The organism is Salipiger pentaromativorans, assembly GCF_024721115.1.
Lineage (GTDB): Bacteria > Pseudomonadota > Alphaproteobacteria > Rhodobacterales > Rhodobacteraceae > Salipiger > Salipiger pentaromativorans.
This window is the reverse complement of record NZ_JAMDHK010000001.1, coordinates 521526-536824: the sequence shown is the minus strand read 5'-3', so window position 1 is coordinate 536824 and position 15299 is coordinate 521526. Positions and strand designations below refer to the sequence as shown.

Genomic DNA, 15299 nt, shown 5'->3' with positions numbered 1-15299 from the left:
CTCTCCGCTCAGCGAAAGAAGCCTTTGGCCGCAGGGTCTTGCGGGACGGGAGCTGGCGAGGGATGTTAGCGCCCGGAACCGCATGAAAAAGGAGGCCCTCCATGCGCCGTCTCGTCCTTGCCGCCGCCTGTGCCCTGATGGTGACCCCTGTCGCCGCGCTGGCCGAGGATCTGGTCCCGAAACTGACCGTTACCGGTGATGGCCGGGCCGCCGCTGTGCCCGACATGGCGACCGTGACGCTGGGGGTGACCGCCGAGCACAAGGAGCCCGGCGCCGCGATGAACGAGGCCAGCCGGGTGGCGGGGGCGATTCTCGCTCGGCTCGACGCGCTGGGGATCGCCGCGCGCGACCGCCAGACCTCGGACATCGGCTTGCAGCCGGTCTGGACCGATTACAACAGCAACCGCGCGCGCGAGATCACCGGCTATGTGGCGAACAACCGCCTGACGGTTCGGGTCCGCGATCTGGCGCGGCTGGGCGAGGTTCTGGGCGCGGTGACCGAGGATGGCGCCAACCGCCTGTCCGGGCTGAGCTTCGGCTTGCAGGAGCCGGGGCCGGTGATGGACGATGCGCGACGCGACGCGGTGGCCGACGCCATGGCGCAGGCGCGGGTTCTGGCCGAGGCGGCCGGGGTCGGGCTTGGCGCCGTCCTGTCGATCTCCGAGGCGGGCGGCGGTTATGCGCCGGAGCCGATGATGGAGATGGCCCGGGTGTCCTCGGTGCCGGTGGCTGCCGGGGAATCGGTGCTGACCGCGCGGGTGACGATGGTCTTCGCGCTGGAGGAGTGAGCGCGATGGCCGAGGTGGTCGCCGTGGCGCGCGACGCGGCGCACCGCTTTAGCAAGACCCCCTGTCCCGCGATCGTGCTGATTGCGGGAGAGGGGGTCGAGGGCGATGCCCATCGCGGCGTGACGGTGCAGCACCGGTCGCGCGTGGCGCAGGATCCGACCCAGCCGAATCTGCGGCAGGTGCATCTGCTCTCTGCCGAGCTTTTCGACGAGCTGGCGGAGAAGGGTTACGAGGTCCGGCCGGGCGATATGGGCGAGAACATCACCACGCGGGGGCTCGACCTGCTGGGGCTGCCGCGCGGGACAGTGCTCGGGATCGGCGAGGCGCGGCTCGAGGTGACCGGGCTGCGCAATCCCTGCGCGCAGATCTCGGGGTTCCGCCCGGGGCTTTTGTCCGAGGTGCTGCGGCGTGGGCCGGACGGAACGCTGGTCCGCCGGGCGGGGATCATGGCGGTGGTGACGCAGGGCGGGGCGGTCTCGCCGGGCGATGCGATTTCGGTGCATCTGCCGGCGGCGCCGCATCTGCCGCTGGAACGGGTCTGACGGGGGAGCGCGGCCCGATGCGCGGCATGGAGGGGGATGGCGCGCGGCGGGCCGCGCGCCTCCCGTCGCGGGGCGTTCAGCCGGCCTTGGACAGCGCCTGGTCCAGATCGGCGATCAGGTCTTCGGGATCCTCGATCCCGATCGAGATCCGCACCACGTTGGGCGCCGCACCCGCCGCGATCTGCTGCTCTTCGGAGAGCTGGCGGTGGGTGGTCGAGGCGGAATGGATCACCAGGCTGCGGGTGTCGCCGAGATTGGCCACATGGCTGAAGATCTCCAGCGCGCCGACGAATTTCACGCAGCTCTCGTAGCCGCCCTTGAGCGCGACGGTGAACAGCCCGCCAGCGCCGTTGGGGCAGATCTTGGCGACCCGGTCATTGTAGGGCGACGAGGGCAGGCCGGCATAGGTCACCTGCGCGACCGCCGGGTGATTTTCCAGCCACGAGGCCACGCGCATGGCGTTCTCCACGTGTTTCTGCATCCGCAGCGACAGGGTCTCGATGCCCATCAGCGTGTAATGCGCCGCCTGCGGGTTCATCGTCATGCCGAGATCGCGCAGACCGATGGCGATGCCGTGGAAGGTGAAGGCGAGCGCGCCGAAGGTCTCGTGGAACTTCAGCCCATGATAGGCGGGCTCGGGCGCCGAGAGCGACGGGAACTTATCCGAAGCCGACCAGTCGAACTTGCCCGAATCCACCACGCAGCCGCCGGTCACCGTGCCGTTGCCGGTCATGTATTTGGTCAGCGAATGCACCACCAGCGTGGCGCCATGCTCGATGGGCTTGCAGAGATAGGGCGTGGCCGAGGTGTTATCGACGATGAGCGGGATGCCGGCCTTGTCGGAGATCGCCGCGATGGCGTCGAGATCGGTCACATAGCCGCCCGGGTTGGCGATGCTTTCGCAGAACACCGCGCGGGTGTCGTCGTCGATGGCGGCCTCGACGGCGTCCAGATCGTCGAAATCGACAAAGGTGCAGGACCAGCCGAAGCGTTTGATCGTCTGGCTGAACTGGGTGATCGTGCCGCCGTAAAGCCGCGTCGAGGCGACGATATTGCGCCCCGGTGCCATCAGCGGGAACAGCGCCATGATTTGCGCCGCATGGCCCGAGGAACAGCAGACCGCGCCCGCGCCGCCCTCGAGCGTCGCCACCCGCTCTTGCAGCGCGGCGACGGTGGGGTTGGTCAGGCGGGAATAGATATAGCCCACTTCCTGGAGGTTGAAGAGCGCGGCGGCATGATCGGCGTCGCGGAAGACATAGGCGGTGGTCTGGTAGATCGGCACCTGCCGCGCGCCGGTGGCCGGATCGGGCCGGGCGCCGGCGTGCACCTGCAATGTGTCAAAGCCGTGTGTCATGGGATCCTCCCTGTTCGTGCAATTGGCCATAGGGGTATGTCATTGCGCGAGCGCTCACAACAGGCAGGGCGCGGGCGCGCGACAGGTTCGGATCGTGGAATGTATGCGCGGCGGGCCGGCGAAACCGCCGCGCGGGGGCGCCGCCATGCGCGGGGGAGGGGCGCGCGCTCAGGCGGGCTCCAGCACTTCCACGCAGAGGATCGTCGGCAGGTGCCGGGCAACCTCGCGCCAGCTCTCGCCCTCGTCGGCGCTGGCGAAGACCGAGCCGGAATTGGTGCCGAAATAGACCCCGGCCGGATCCCGCCGGTCGGTCGCCATCGCATGGCGCAGCACGGTGAAATAACAGCTCTCCTGCGGCAGCCCGTTGCGGCACTCCTCCCAGCTCTCGCCGCCATCGCGCGAGCGCCAGACCGCGGCGCGGGCCTCCGGCGGATAGCGCCCCGCCATGTCGCCGTTCAGTGGCAGCGTCCAGATCGTCTGCGGGTCGTGCGGATGCACCGCGATGGGGAAGCCGAAGGTCGAGGGCAGCCCCTCGGTGATGTCGTCCCAGCTTCGCCCGCCATCGCGCGAGCGATACACCCCGTGGTGGTTCTGCTGATATAGCAGATCGCCGTCGCCCGGCGCGCGCTGCATGTTGTGCACGCAATGCCCGGTCTCGACCCCGTCGCCCGCCGCCGGATGCGCGCAGGGCGTCGCTGGCGCGTTCGAGCGGCGGTTGCGCCGCTCCCAGCTCTGACCGCCATCCTCGCTGGCAAAGACCCCGGCCGCCGAAATCCCGACCCAGAGCTTTTCTGGCGCGTCCGGTGCCGTGACGATGCTGTGCAACGTCAGCCCGGCGGCGCCCGGCTGCCAGCTGTCCGAGGAGGGGTGCTCGCTCAGCCCGGTGACCTCCTCCCAGGTTTCGCCGCCGTCGGCGCTGCGCAGGAGCCGCGCGGGTTTGGCGCCGGCATAAAGCGCCTGCGGCGTGTGGCGGATCGACCAGAGCGCATCGGCCTTGCCGGTGAAAGGCGCCGGCGGTGCGGGCGAGAGGCCGAACTGCTCGGCCATGCCGGGATCGTTCTCGATCCAGCGGTCGAATTCTCCGTTTGAGAGCTTGGCCAGTTGCCAGTCCTGCCCGTCGGCGCTGCGCCAGACGCCCGCGCCGTGCCAGTCGCTGCCGCCCGCCGCCCAGAGCTGCCCCGTGACCGGATCGCCGGTCATGTGGTTGATCGGCCAGCCGTCGCAGAAGGGGCCGCTGACGGACCAGCCGTCGCAGGTGATCAGAAACGCACCCTTGGTGGTGCCGACAAGCAGACGGGCGGGCAAAGACATATGCGTGCTCCCAAATACGTTGATGTTAACGTATCATGCCGGAGAGAGTCGCCAAAGCGCCATTTTGAGGCGCCGGTCAGTCGAACAGCGTTGCCTGGCCGGGGGCCTTTGGCGCGGGCAGGCCGAGATGGGTCCAGGCGCGCTGTGCGAGCATGCGCCCGCGCGGGGTCCGCTGGATCAGCCCCTGTTGCAGCAGATAGGGTTCGATCACTTCTTCCAGCGCGTCGCGGCTTTCGCTGAGCGCCGCCGAGAGCGTCTCGATCCCGACGGGGCCGCCGGAATAATGCTCGGCGATGAGCTGAAGATAGCGCCGGTCGGCGCCGTCGAGCCCGAGCCCGTCCACCCCCAGCCGCGTCAGCGCCCCGTCGGCCAGCGCGCGGGTGACCACGCCATTGCCCTCGACCACGGCGAAATCCACCACCCGGCGCAGCAGCCGTCCGGCGATCCGCGGCGTGCCGCGCGACCGGCGCGCGATTTCGCGCGCGCCGTCGGGTTCGGCGCGCACGCCCAGCTTTTCGGCATTGCGGGTGACGATGCTGTTCAGCTCGTCCACGGTGTAGAATTGCAATCTTGTGGGGATGCCGAACCGGTCGCGCAGCGGTGTGGTCAGCAGCCCGAGCCGCGTGGTGGCGCCGACCAGCGTGAAGGGCTGCAACTCGATCCGCACGGTGCGCGCGGCGGGGCCTTCGCCGATCACCAGATCGAGCTCGTAATCCTCCATCGCCGGGTACAGCACCTCTTCCACCGCCGGGTTCAGCCGGTGGATCTCGTCGATGAAGAGCACGTCGCGGGATTCCAGATTGGTCAGGATCGCCGCCAGATCGCCGGCCTTGGCCAGCACCGGACCGGAGGTCATGCGAAAGCCGACCCCCAGCTCGCGCGCCATGATCTGCGCCAGCGTCGTCTTGCCGAGCCCCGGCGGGCCGTGGAACAGCGTGTGATCCATCGCCTCGCCGCGCGACCGGGCGGACTGGATGAAGACCCGCAGGTTCGCGCGCGCCTCCGCCTGCCCGACGAAATCGTCGAGCATCTGCGGGCGCAGTGCGCGGTCGCGATCCTCGGGCAGCGGCTCGGGGCGCAGGGTCGGGTCGGGTCCGGTCATGGCTCAGCCTTCTCGCGTCATCCCTTGGGGGCCAGCAGTTTCAGCGCGGCGCGGATCAGATCCGCGGTGCCCGCATCGGGCGTTTCGCCCGCCGCCTGTGCCACCGCCGCCGCCGCTTCGCCCGGGGCATAGCCGAGATTGCCGAGCGCCGAAAGCGCCTCGGCTTGGGCCGGGGCCGCGCGGGGCGCGCGCGCCGGGGCGGGGGATGCCGCCGGGGTCGGTTGAGCGTCGTCGATCACCTCGGGGCCGGGGCTGGCCACCGGTCCGGCGCCCATCGCCATCACCGCGGGCGCCTTGTCCTTCAGCTCGTTGACCACGCGCTGTGCGGTCTTGGGGCCGATGCCCCGCGCGGCCTTGATCGCGGTCGCGTCGCCAAGCGCGATGGCGCGGCTGACGCCGTCAGGCCCCAGCGTGCCGAGGATCGCCAGCGATGCCTTGGCGCCGACGCCCTGCACCGACATCAGCAGCCGGTGCCATTCCTTTTCCACCAGCGTGGGAAAGCCGAAGAGCTGCAAAAGATCCTCGCGCACCAGCAGATCGGTATAAAGCGCCGCCGCCTCGCCGGGGCCCGGCAGCGCGGCCAGCACACGGTCGGAGCAATAGACCACATAGCCCACGCCGCGCACGTCGATCAGCACGTGATCCTCGCCCTTGTATTCGATCCGCCCCGCGATCCGCCCGATCATGCCCGCACCTTCAGTCGCTGTCCGCCCAGATGATGCGCGTGGCAGATCGCGATGGCCAGAGCGTCGGCGGCATCGGGCCCGGCGATCTGCACGCCGGGCAGTTGCATCTTGACCATGTGATCCACCTGCCGCTTGTCCGCGTGGCCGACCCCGACCACGGTCTTCTTGACCGTGTTGGGGGCGTATTCGCCCACCTCCAGCCCGAACTGCGCCGGCACCAGCAGCGCGATGCCGCGTGCCTGACCCAGTTTCAGCGTGCCGGCCCCGTCGCGGTTGACGAAGGTCTGTTCCACCGCCGCGATCTGCGGCTGCCAGAGCGTGATCACCCGGGTGAGCTGTTCGTGCAGCGTCAACAGCCGCAGCGCCAGCGGGCCGGTGCCCGATTCGCAGATGCCGTTGGCAATGTGGCGAAGGCGGCTGCCTTCGGCCTCGATCACCCCCCAGCCGAGATGCCGCAGACCCGGATCGACGCCGAGAACCCTCATACTGCCCGCCTTTATGTTGCTTTTATACCTCGAATTAGCACGAAACGCGAACATCCGCCAAGCCCCGGCAACGGGGCAATATGGCTCGGTTTGCGGGAAATCGCGGGGGAAATAGCGGAAACCGACACGAATCCGTCTGTCAGCGACAGCAGAACGTGAGGTTTTGTAATTCTTTTACATACACTTAAGCCGGTGGCGAGCTATGTCCCCGCTGCATACGGCCATTGCGTTTTCGCGGTGTTGTCAGGATGAGCATGGGTGGCTATTTGCCGCGTATAAATTGTGCAATCTGAAAACTTCAGGACAAGGACACTGACCTATGTCGGCATATGACACCACCCGCTCGCAAGACGGCGCCGCCGGCCTGGCCGGTCGCATCGGGTCCGTCTTCGTTACCGGTTTCGGCGCGGCGCCCGAGCGCAGCGCTTCCGCTTCCGTCGCCATCGCGGCGCAGATCAGCCGTTTCGTTTCGTCCATCGCCGATGCGATCGCCGATTGGAACGACGCACGTCTGACTCGCAAGAGCCTTGAGGCGCTGACCGACCGCGAACTCGATGACATCGGCCTGACCCGCGCCGATATCTCCTATGTCTCCCGTGCCCGCTGAGGTGCCGCGAGACAGATCCGGAGCGTCCGCAGGGCGCCGCCGGGCCAGAAAAAGGGCCGCGTCTTTTCACTGAAAGACGCGGCCTTACTTTTTACGCACACCGGCTACGGAGATAGTCGGAGAGAGATAGCGGCCGGGCCGAGACCCGGCATGAAAACTCAGGAGAGGTAGGGCTGCAATTGCAGGGCGACCCAGAGAGTCGCCGGATCTGCGCCCATCAGCCAGGCGCCGATGCGCTCGATGGCGGTGCCGTCGGAGAGATGGCCGATGCGGGCGGCATAGCCCTCGGTTCCGAGGCTGGCCAGCAGGTAGCCCTTGAAGGCGAAGACCCCGGCAACCGCCAGCAGCAGACCCTTCATCGACAGAAACCGGACCCGCCGGATCGGCTTGTGCTCGATCGTGCCGTTGCGGTTGAGCTTCGTCGTATAGCCCTGCGCCAGCTTGCGATGTTTCGCGGTCACGGCACGTTGGCGTTTGTCGAAGTCGTGGATCGCACTATCCATGGCAGCCTCGTGTTACCCGGCCCCCACCGGATGGCGCCAGCTATGCGCGAAAATTGCGGCAAATTTGAGGCAATTGCCTTGGGTTCTCCTCAAACCCGATGGGTCTCACGCGGATTTCTGGAGGGTGAGCGTCACCCAGTCACCAATCTCTTCTCGGTGGGCGAGATTGATGCCGTTGCGTGCATAAACCTCGACGACCTCATCGGCCTGGCGGGTGAGAATGCCGGACAGAATCGCGTAGCCGCCAGCGCCAAGATTCTCCGCCATCGAAGGGGCGAGGTCGATCAGCGGCTGCTTGAGGATATTGGCGAAGACCAGATCGAAAGGCGCCCGCGCGGCGATCTCGGGGTTGTCGAACCCCGCCGCCTCGACGCAGGTCACCTTGCCCTCCAGCCCGTTGGCGCGGACATTGGCCTCGGCCACCTCGACCGCCACCTCGTCGATGTCCGAGGCGATCACCGGATCGGGCCAGATGCGCGCCGCGCCCATGGCCAGAACGGCGGTGCCGCATCCCACATCGGCGACGCTCTTGCCGATGAAGCCTTCGTTCGCCAGCCGGTCGAGCGCCCGCAGGCAGCCCAGCGTGGTGCCGTGATGGCCGGTGCCAAAGGCCATGGCGGCCTCGATCAGCAGCGGCTCGGCGCCCTCGGGGATCTTGTCGGCGTCATGGCTGCCATAGACAAAGAACCGCCCGGCCTCGACCGGGGTCAGCTCGCGCCGCACCTTGTCGACCCAGTCGGTATCGGGCACTTCGGAGACCACGAAATCCTGCGCGCCGAAAGCGGCGGCGAGCAGCGCCAGCTCGATCCCGTCGGGCTCTTCGGTGAAATAGCCGCCCACTTCCCAGGTGCCAGAGCCGTCCTCGATCTCGAAGACGCCGACGCCGGTGGGCATCGGATCGAGCTCTTCCATCGCCTCGCCAAGCGCCTCGGCGGAGTCTTTTGCGGAAAGTTTGGTGAAGGCGGTCCAGGTCTTGGGCATGGAAAATCTCCGGCAGGGTCGCGGCCCGATAGCGTGTTTGGCGCGGCTTGGGAAGGGGCGGGGCCGAAGCCCGGCCTTTCATCTTTCCCGATACACTCCCGCCGGAGGCATCCAACCTTGTGGCCGGGCGCTATTCCGCGGGGGCCGCCGCGACGAATTGCGAAAAGACCGTCTCGTTGCCCGGTTCGGGGTGGCGCGGGATCATCAGCGCCAACCCCAGCGAGGCCAGCGCCATCAGCGCGGCGAGGCCAAAGACCGCGCCGGGCGAGACCAGCCAGAGATAGCCCAGCAGAAACGGCAGGAAGACCGCCGCGATATGGTTGATGGTAAAGGCCACGGCGGCGGTGGGCGCCATGTCGCCGGGATCGGCGATCTTCTGGAAATAGGTCTTCAGCGCCATGCGCAGTGCAAAGAAGACATGGTCGATCACGTAAAGCACCGAGGCCAGCACCACACCCCAGCCGAACCAGTAGATTCCGCCGTAAAGGACAAAGACCACCGTCAGCCCGAGATATTCGAAGATCAGCATCGGGCGCTCGCCATAGCGGTGCACGGCCTTGCCCAGCAGCGGCGCGGCGACAAGGCTCACCACGAGGTTGATCAGGAACAGCCCCGTCACCTCATGCACCGAAAAGCCGAAGCGCTCGACCATCATGAACCCCGCGAAGACGATAAAGATCTGCCGCCGCGCGCCCGCCATGAATTGCAGCGCATAGTACAGCCAGTAGCGCTTGCGCAGGACAAAGCTCTTGCGCTGCGGGTTGGGGCTTTCGAACTGCGGAAAGGCCAGCGCGCAATAGGCCACGATCACCAAGGTCAGCCCGCCGGAGGCGAGATAGACCGTGTTGTAGGACAGGCCCAGCGACTCCCAGGTCATCACGATGGCCACATAGGCGACGAAGGTCGCGGCGCTCGCCGCCGAGAGCAGCCAGCCCAGCATCTGCGGCGCGCGGTCCTTGGGCAGCCATTGCAGTTGGAGGCTCTGGTTCACCGTCTCATAGTAGTGAAACCCGATGGAGCTGAGCATCGTGACGATCAGCAGCCCGGCCATGGAGGGGAACCAGGCGGTGACCGCCGTGGCTACGCCCAGCAGGGTCAGCGCCGCAAGCGCCAGAACCTGTTCGCGCATCACCAGCAGGATCAGGATCACGCCGATGGCGAGAAACCCCGGGATCTCGCGCACCGTGTGCAGCCAGCCGATATCCGACCCATCGAACTGCGCCGCCTCGATGACGAAATTGTTCAGCAGCGCCGACCAGGTCGAGAAGCTGAGCGGCATGGCGATGGCCATCAGGAACAGCAGGGTCACGGGGCGCCGCCAGATCGGCAGGGACCGCGCGGCGGCAAGGGGCACGATACGAGTCATGTTCTGTGCTTTACGCCGGAAATTACCCTGAGGCGAGCCGATACTCTGTGCGCCTGCGCGCAGAGCTCTTCGTCAGGCTTGCGAAAAGCGGTATTCCACATCCGCAAAGCGGTCGCGCGGGAAGATATAGAGAAAGCGCAACCCCTCGGGCCCGGCGACCGTGCCGTGTTCCGCATCGTCGGGGATATAAAGCGCGATCTCGGGGCCCAGCGGATGCGGCACGCCGTCGATGGTCACCACGCCCGAGCCCGACAGGCCGAAATAGATCTCCGCCGGGCCGTGGCGATGCGGCAGCAGCGTGCCCATGGGGCCGAATTCCGCAATGCCCAGAACCATGCCCTTGGTGGGGGTGCGGTCGGCGCAGAAGAGCGTCCGCCAGAGCACGCTGCCAAAAGCCGGGTCTTCGCCCCCCTCGAGCGGGGTCTGCGCGGCATCCGCCATCACCGCAAGCGACATCAGCGCGGCCAGCGGCGGCATGGTGGCGGCGTCGATCTCCGGCTGCGACATGGCGGTCCTCTCCCCGGCCTGTGGTTCCGACAGCCATGCGCTGACATCGGCCCCGCGTCGCGCCGAATTCCGACCTCGATGTCGCGAAGCGGCGCCCATGATCTGAATCAAGGCGCACATATTCGCATGCAGGCATGAGTCCGCGCCAAAAGGAGCCCCCGCCATGGATCTTATCGCCCTCGTCGAACGACTCGGAGAAAACCCGACCGCCGCGCTCTTCGGCCTGATCACCGGCACGGTCTTTGGCATCGCGGCGCAGCGGTCGCGGTTTTGCCTGCGCGCGGCGACGGTGGAATTCGCCCGCGGTGCAATGAAGGACAAGGTGGCGGTCTGGCTGCTGACCTTCTCAACCGCGCTGGTCTGGGTGCAGGGCGCGCAGCTGCTGGGGTTCTTCGATTCCGCCAACGCAAGGATGATGGCAGTGCCGGGCAGCTGGTCGGGGGCGATCATCGGCGGGCTGCTGTTCGGTGCGGGCATGGTGCTGGCCAATGGCTGCTCCGGACGGCTTCTGGTCATGGCGGCGACGGGCAACCTGCGCTCGGTGATCTCGGGGCTTATCTTCGCCGTGGTGGCACAGATGAGCCTCTCGGGCATCCTCTCGCCATGGCGCGACAAGCTGGCGGCGATCTGGGTCACCTCGGGCGGGCGCAACATGGATCTGCTGGCGGCGGCGCATCTGCCGCGCGAGGCGGGGCTGGTGATCGGCCTGATCATCGCCGCCATCGCGCTGGAGCTGTCGCGGCGCAACCGCATCGGCTTTTCCCGGCTGATCTTTGCGTCCGGCGTGGGCTTTGCCGTGGCGCTTGGCTGGGGGCTGACCTATGCGCTGGCGAACGTGGCGTTCGACCCGGTGCAGATCGAAAGCGCCACCTTCACCGGCCCCTCCGCCCATACGCTGATGTTCTTCCTCGACCGCAACGCGGTGCTGGAGTTCGACGTGGGTCTGGTGCCGGGCGTTTTCGTCGGCGCCTTCCTGGCCGCGGCCTGGGGGCGGGAGCTGAAATTCCAGGGCTTCGACGGCCCGACGCCGCTGCGCAACGCGATGATCGGCGCCGCGCTCATGGGGTTCGGCGGCATGCTGGCGGGCGGCTGCGCCATCGGCGCGGGGGTGACCGGCGGCTCGATCTTCGCCGGCACCGCCTGGCTGGCGCTTTTCTGCATGTGGATCGGCGGCATGACCATGGATGTGCTCATGGGCGGCCGGAGGCAATGCGCCACGGCCTGAGCGTTTTGCCCATGGCGCGGGCCGACGCGGCGGGCTAAGCCGTTTGCATGACAACGATCTCCGACCGCCCGGCGCTGGGCATCCTGTTCATCTGTCTTGGCGTCGCCGCGATCTCGGTGAACGACATGCTGATCAAGCTGCTCTCGGGCGGCTACCCGCTGCACGAGCTGGTGGCGGTGCGCGCGGGCCTTGGCCTGATCATCACGCTGAGCCTCTTGCAGCTGGAAGGCGGCTGGCGGCTTTTGCGCACCAGCACGCCGTTTCTGCACATCGCGCGCGGGCTGCTGGTGGTGCTCGCCAATATGACCTTTTACGCCGCCTTTTCCGTGCTGCCGCTGGCGCAGGTGACGGCGCTGTTCTTCGTTGCGCCGCTTTTTATCACGCTGCTGTCGATCCCGTTTCTGGGCGAAAAGGTCGGTCCGCTGCGCCTCGGTGCGGTGGTGGTGGGCTTTGCCGGCGTGCTGATCATGCAGCAGCCGTGGAAAGCCTCGCTCGAAACCTCGCGCATCGTGCTGTTTCTGCCGGTGATTGCCGCGTTTTTCTATGCTCTGTTGCAGGTGCTGACCCGGCGGCTAGGGCTGACGACGCGGGCCTCGGCGCTGGCGGTCTATCTTCAGGCGACCTTTCTGGTGGTGGCCTTCGGCTTCTGGCTGGTGGCGGGCGATGGCCGCTATGCCGACCGCGTCGAGAGCGAGGCGCTGCGCTTTCTGCTGCGTCCCTGGGTCTGGCCCGAGGGGCGCGATGTGCTGGTGTTCCTGGCGCTGGGCACGCTCTCGGGCTTTGTCGGCTATGCGCTGAGCGCCGCCTACCGGCTGGCGGCGGCGGCGGTGATTGCGCCGTTCGAATATATCGGCCTGCCGCTGGCGATTCTCTGGGGCTGGCTGATCTTCGGCGAATGGCCGGGCGCCAGCGTCTGGACCGGCTGCGCGCTGATCGTGGGCGCCGGGCTCTTCGTCTTCCTGCGCGAGCGGCAGAAGGACAGCCTCGCCCCCGGACGGCGGCGGCTCTGGGGACGGCGCTGAGCGGCGGTGCAATTTCCGCTTCAATCCGTCCGTGAGCGCCCGTTATAAGCGCCCCCGTCGCAAGCGAAGGAGCACCCATGCAGCCTCAGGATGTCGAGCCGCTGTTCACCCGCAGGGACGGCAGCTATTTCTGCGCCCGCTGGGGGCGGCCCCTCGTGCCCATCGTCTGCGGGGTCGAGGACGCCACGCTGAGCGTGGTTAAAGGCGCCTTCGAGGCGATCTGCGCGCTCTCGGGCCACAAGATGGCCGAGACCGACCCGGAATTCGGCGCCAATGTCATGGTCTTCTTCTTCCGTGACTGGGCCGAGCTTCTGGAGCTGCCCGATCTCGGCCGCATGATCGACGGGCTCGACGAGATTGTGGCGCGTTTGCAGGCGGGCGGGGCCAATCAGTACCGCGTTTTCCGTTTCGACCGGGAGGGCGCGATCAAGGCGGCGTTCGTCTTCCTGCGGATGGACAAGGCACTGGCGGCGCAACCCGCCGAAGAGCTGGCGCTGTCGCAGGTGGTGCAGGTGATGCTGGTCTGGTCCGAAGGGGCCTTTGCCGAACGCTCGCCGCTGGGGCGACTGGAGGACGGGCGCGTGGTGCTGCGCCCGGACATCGCCGGGGTGCTGCGCGCGGCCTATGATCCGGTGATGCCGGCGCTGGCGCAGGATCCGAGCCACGCGCTGCGGCTCGCGGCACGGGCCGGGCAGGGCGCCTGAGTTCACGCTTTTGAAAGGCCCGCCGGGCTAAAGCTGGTGTCGCAGAATGCGATGGCAGGAGAAACCGGCGGCCTCATGGGGCGATTTGGGAACAGGATCTGGGTTTGCGCTTGGGCGCTGTGGCTGGCGCTTGCAGCCGGGGGCGCTTGGGCGGCGCCCGAAGCGAGCTTTGTCATGGATGCCCGTACCGGGCAGGTCTACGCGGCGGACAACGCCGATGCGCGGCGGCATCCGGCCTCGCTCACCAAGATGATGACGCTCTATCTGGCCTTTTCGGCGGTGGAGCGGGGTGCGCTGGCGATGGAGGATGTGGTGCGCATCTCGGCCAGGGCGGCGCTGGAGCCGGGCTCGCGCCTCGGGCTGCGCGCGGGCGAACGGGTGACGGTGCGCGATCTCATCACCGCGACGGCGGTGCGGTCGGCCAATGACGCGGCCACGGCGCTGGCCGAGGCGGTGGCGGGCAGCGAGACGGATTTCGTCGCGCGGATGAACGAGGCGGCGCGGAGGATGGGCCTGCGCAACACGCGGTTTCGCAATGCCCACGGGCTGACGGCGGAAGGGCACTATTCCACCGCGCGCGATATGAGCCTGCTCGGGCGGCAGCTCGCCCTCGATTTCCCGCAGTTCTTCGATCTTTTCCGCCAGCAACAGGCACAGGCGGCGGGGCGCGAGATCCTGCACACCAACCGGCGCTTTCTGGGGGCCTATGAGGGCGCCGACGGGATCAAAACCGGCTACACAAGCGCGGCGGGCTACAACCTGACCGCCTCGGCCCGGCGCGGTGACAGATGGCTGATCGTGACGGTGATGGGGGCGGGTTCCTCGGTGGAACGTACCGCGCATGTGACGCAACTGATGGATATGGGTTTTGCCAAAGCGCCCGAGCGGGTCACCCCGGTGCCGCCGCGCCCCGCGCTACGCCCGTTGCTGGCAGACCGGGCGCCGCTTTTCACCGCCGCCGCAACCGACGCCGTGAAAGGGCAGAGCCCGCCACGGCGGGCGGGCTCGGTCGGTGTGTTTGCCTTGCGCTAGGCGCCGGGGTCAGGCCCCCGCGCCCACCATGCCGACGATCTCGTAGGTCTTCTTGAGGATCGGCGCGGCAATCGCGCGGGCGCGGTCGGAGCCGTCTTTCAGGATGCGGTCGATCTCCGCCGGATCTTCCATATAGCGCGCCATCTCCGACGAGATCGGCGCCAGCTTGGCCACCGCCAGATCGGCGAGCAGCGGCTTGAACTCGGAAAACGGCTTGCCGCCCATCTCGGTCATGACCTGCGCGGCGGGCATTTCGGCCAGGGCTGCGTAGATATTGACGAGGTTGCGCGCCTCGGGCCGCCCCTCCAGCCCGTCGAGATCGGAGGGCAGGGGCTCCGGGTCGGTCTTGGCCTTGCGGATCTTCTTGGCGATGGCATCCGCATCGTCGGTCATGTTGATGCGCGAGGCGTCCGACGGGTCGGATTTCGACATCTTCTTAGAGCCGTCGCGCAGCGACATGACCCGCGTCGCAGCCCCCTCGATCACCGGCTCGGTGATGGGGAAGAACTCGGTCTTGAAATCGTGGTTGAACTTGATCGCGATGTCGCGCGTCAGTTCCACATGCTGTTTCTGGTCCTCGCCCACCGGCACATGGGTGGCGTGGTAGATCAGGATGTCGGCGGCCATCAGCGCGGGATAGGCAAAGAGCCCCAGTGAGGCTTTCTCGGCATGTTTGCCCGCCTTGTCCTTCCACTGCGTCATCCGGTTCATCCAGCCCATGCGGGCGACGCAGTTGAAGATCCAGGCAAGCTGCGCGTGCTCGGCCACCTGGGACTGATTGAAAAGAATGGATTTCGCGGGGTCGAGCCCGGCGGCAAGGTAGCCCGCGGTCAGTTCGCGGGTCTGCCGGGTCAACGCCTCGGGGTCCTGCCAGACGGTGATCGCGTGCAGATCGACGACGCAATAGATCGTCTCGATTCCGCTGTCCTGCATGTCCACGAAGCGCTTGATCGCGCCGAGGTAGTTGCCGAGCGTCAGGCCTCCGGATGGCTGGATGCCGGAAAACACGCGCGGGGTGAAGGCGGGATTGTTCTGGGCCGCCTCGGACATGGGCCATACTCCGTCTGGATATTCGGGTGGCGCT

17 protein-coding genes are annotated in these 15299 nt (G+C 67.5%); 7 read left to right on the top strand and 10 right to left on the bottom strand.

All coding sequences use genetic code 11. The annotated features are described in order from the left end of the window. Nucleotides 1-101 precede the first annotated feature (101 nt). Nucleotides 102-788, top strand: coding sequence for an SIMPL domain-containing protein (locus M4578_RS02560; RefSeq protein WP_258091864.1), 687 nt, complete (start codon nucleotides 102-104; stop codon nucleotides 786-788). 5 nt (nucleotides 789-793) lie between these two features. Continuing rightward, the gene (locus tag M4578_RS02555; RefSeq protein WP_258091863.1) at nucleotides 794-1330 is read left to right on the top strand and encodes an MOSC domain-containing protein; all 537 of its coding nucleotides are present in this window, start codon (nucleotides 794-796) and stop codon (nucleotides 1328-1330) included. A 76-nt stretch (nucleotides 1331-1406) separates the two neighbouring features. On the opposite strand, the gene M4578_RS02550 is transcribed toward M4578_RS02555, so the two are convergent. The 5 genes from M4578_RS02550 to ruvC form a co-directional block, all read right to left on the bottom strand. Continuing rightward, nucleotides 1407-2684: an O-acetylhomoserine aminocarboxypropyltransferase/cysteine synthase family protein gene (locus tag M4578_RS02550; RefSeq protein ID WP_258091862.1), complete on the bottom strand. Its 1278-nt coding sequence runs from the start codon at nucleotides 2682-2684 to the stop codon at nucleotides 1407-1409. Nucleotides 2685-2852: 168 nt separating this feature from the next. Next, entirely contained in the window at nucleotides 2853-3995 is a 1143-nt protein-coding gene (locus tag M4578_RS02545; RefSeq protein ID WP_258091861.1) for a sialidase family protein, read from the bottom strand. A 76-nt stretch (nucleotides 3996-4071) separates the two neighbouring features. Continuing rightward, nucleotides 4072-5097: a Holliday junction branch migration DNA helicase RuvB gene (gene ruvB / locus M4578_RS02540; protein WP_258091860.1), complete on the bottom strand. Its 1026-nt coding sequence runs from the start codon at nucleotides 5095-5097 to the stop codon at nucleotides 4072-4074. A gap of 17 nt (nucleotides 5098-5114) precedes the next feature. Next, nucleotides 5115-5783 (bottom strand): Holliday junction branch migration protein RuvA, encoded by a 669-nt coding sequence (gene ruvA / locus M4578_RS02535; RefSeq protein WP_258091859.1) that lies wholly within the window; start codon nucleotides 5781-5783, stop codon nucleotides 5115-5117. Beyond that, nucleotides 5780-6268, bottom strand: a complete 489-nt coding sequence (ruvC, locus tag M4578_RS02530) for a crossover junction endodeoxyribonuclease RuvC (RefSeq protein WP_258091858.1) — start codon at nucleotides 6266-6268, stop codon at nucleotides 5780-5782. The genes ruvA and ruvC overlap by 4 nt, the downstream gene beginning before the upstream one ends. 319 nt (nucleotides 6269-6587) lie before the next feature. Here ruvC and M4578_RS02525 point away from each other — a divergent pair, with 319 nt between their 5' ends. After that, a complete protein-coding gene (locus M4578_RS02525; RefSeq protein ID WP_258091857.1) occupies nucleotides 6588-6875 on the top strand; it encodes a DUF1127 domain-containing protein in 288 nt (95 codons plus the stop codon). 158 nt (nucleotides 6876-7033) lie between these two features. Here M4578_RS02525 and M4578_RS02520 read toward each other — a convergent pair whose 3' ends face one another. The 4 genes from M4578_RS02520 to M4578_RS02505 all read right to left on the bottom strand — a co-directional run bounded on the left by M4578_RS02520 (nucleotide 7034) and on the right by M4578_RS02505 (nucleotide 10232). After that, nucleotides 7034-7378, bottom strand: a complete 345-nt coding sequence (locus M4578_RS02520; RefSeq protein ID WP_258091856.1) for a hypothetical protein — start codon at nucleotides 7376-7378, stop codon at nucleotides 7034-7036. A 105-nt stretch (nucleotides 7379-7483) separates the two neighbouring features. After that, a complete protein-coding gene (locus M4578_RS02515) occupies nucleotides 7484-8359 on the bottom strand; it encodes a 50S ribosomal protein L11 methyltransferase (RefSeq protein WP_258091855.1) in 876 nt (291 codons plus the stop codon). A gap of 130 nt (nucleotides 8360-8489) precedes the next feature. Beyond that, entirely contained in the window at nucleotides 8490-9725 is a 1236-nt protein-coding gene (locus M4578_RS02510) for an MFS transporter (RefSeq protein WP_258091854.1), read from the bottom strand. Nucleotides 9726-9797: 72 nt separating this feature from the next. Next, nucleotides 9798-10232, bottom strand: coding sequence for a cupin domain-containing protein (locus M4578_RS02505; RefSeq protein WP_258091853.1), 435 nt, complete (start codon nucleotides 10230-10232; stop codon nucleotides 9798-9800). Nucleotides 10233-10395: 163 nt separating this feature from the next. Between M4578_RS02505 and M4578_RS02500 the strand changes: the two genes are divergently transcribed. The 4 genes from M4578_RS02500 to M4578_RS02485 all read left to right on the top strand — a co-directional run bounded on the left by M4578_RS02500 (nucleotide 10396) and on the right by M4578_RS02485 (nucleotide 14215). Then, nucleotides 10396-11457 carry a YeeE/YedE family protein gene (locus M4578_RS02500; RefSeq protein WP_258091852.1) on the top strand — a complete coding sequence of 354 codons (1062 nt, stop codon included), beginning with the start codon at nucleotides 10396-10398 and terminating at the stop codon, nucleotides 11455-11457. A gap of 47 nt (nucleotides 11458-11504) precedes the next feature. Beyond that, the gene (locus tag M4578_RS02495; protein WP_258091851.1) at nucleotides 11505-12479 is read left to right on the top strand and encodes a DMT family transporter; all 975 of its coding nucleotides are present in this window, start codon (nucleotides 11505-11507) and stop codon (nucleotides 12477-12479) included. Nucleotides 12480-12556: 77 nt separating this feature from the next. Then, nucleotides 12557-13183: a hypothetical protein gene (locus M4578_RS02490; protein ID WP_258091850.1), complete on the top strand. Its 627-nt coding sequence runs from the start codon at nucleotides 12557-12559 to the stop codon at nucleotides 13181-13183. A gap of 51 nt (nucleotides 13184-13234) precedes the next feature. Next, nucleotides 13235-14215, top strand: coding sequence for a D-alanyl-D-alanine carboxypeptidase family protein (locus tag M4578_RS02485; protein WP_338054481.1), 981 nt, complete (start codon nucleotides 13235-13237; stop codon nucleotides 14213-14215). A 9-nt stretch (nucleotides 14216-14224) separates the two neighbouring features. Here M4578_RS02485 and trpS read toward each other — a convergent pair whose 3' ends face one another. After that, complete coding sequence (gene trpS / locus M4578_RS02480; RefSeq protein ID WP_258091848.1) at nucleotides 14225-15265, bottom strand: tryptophan--tRNA ligase; 1041 nt, start codon at nucleotides 15263-15265, stop codon at nucleotides 14225-14227. Nucleotides 15266-15299: the final 34 nt, after the last annotated feature.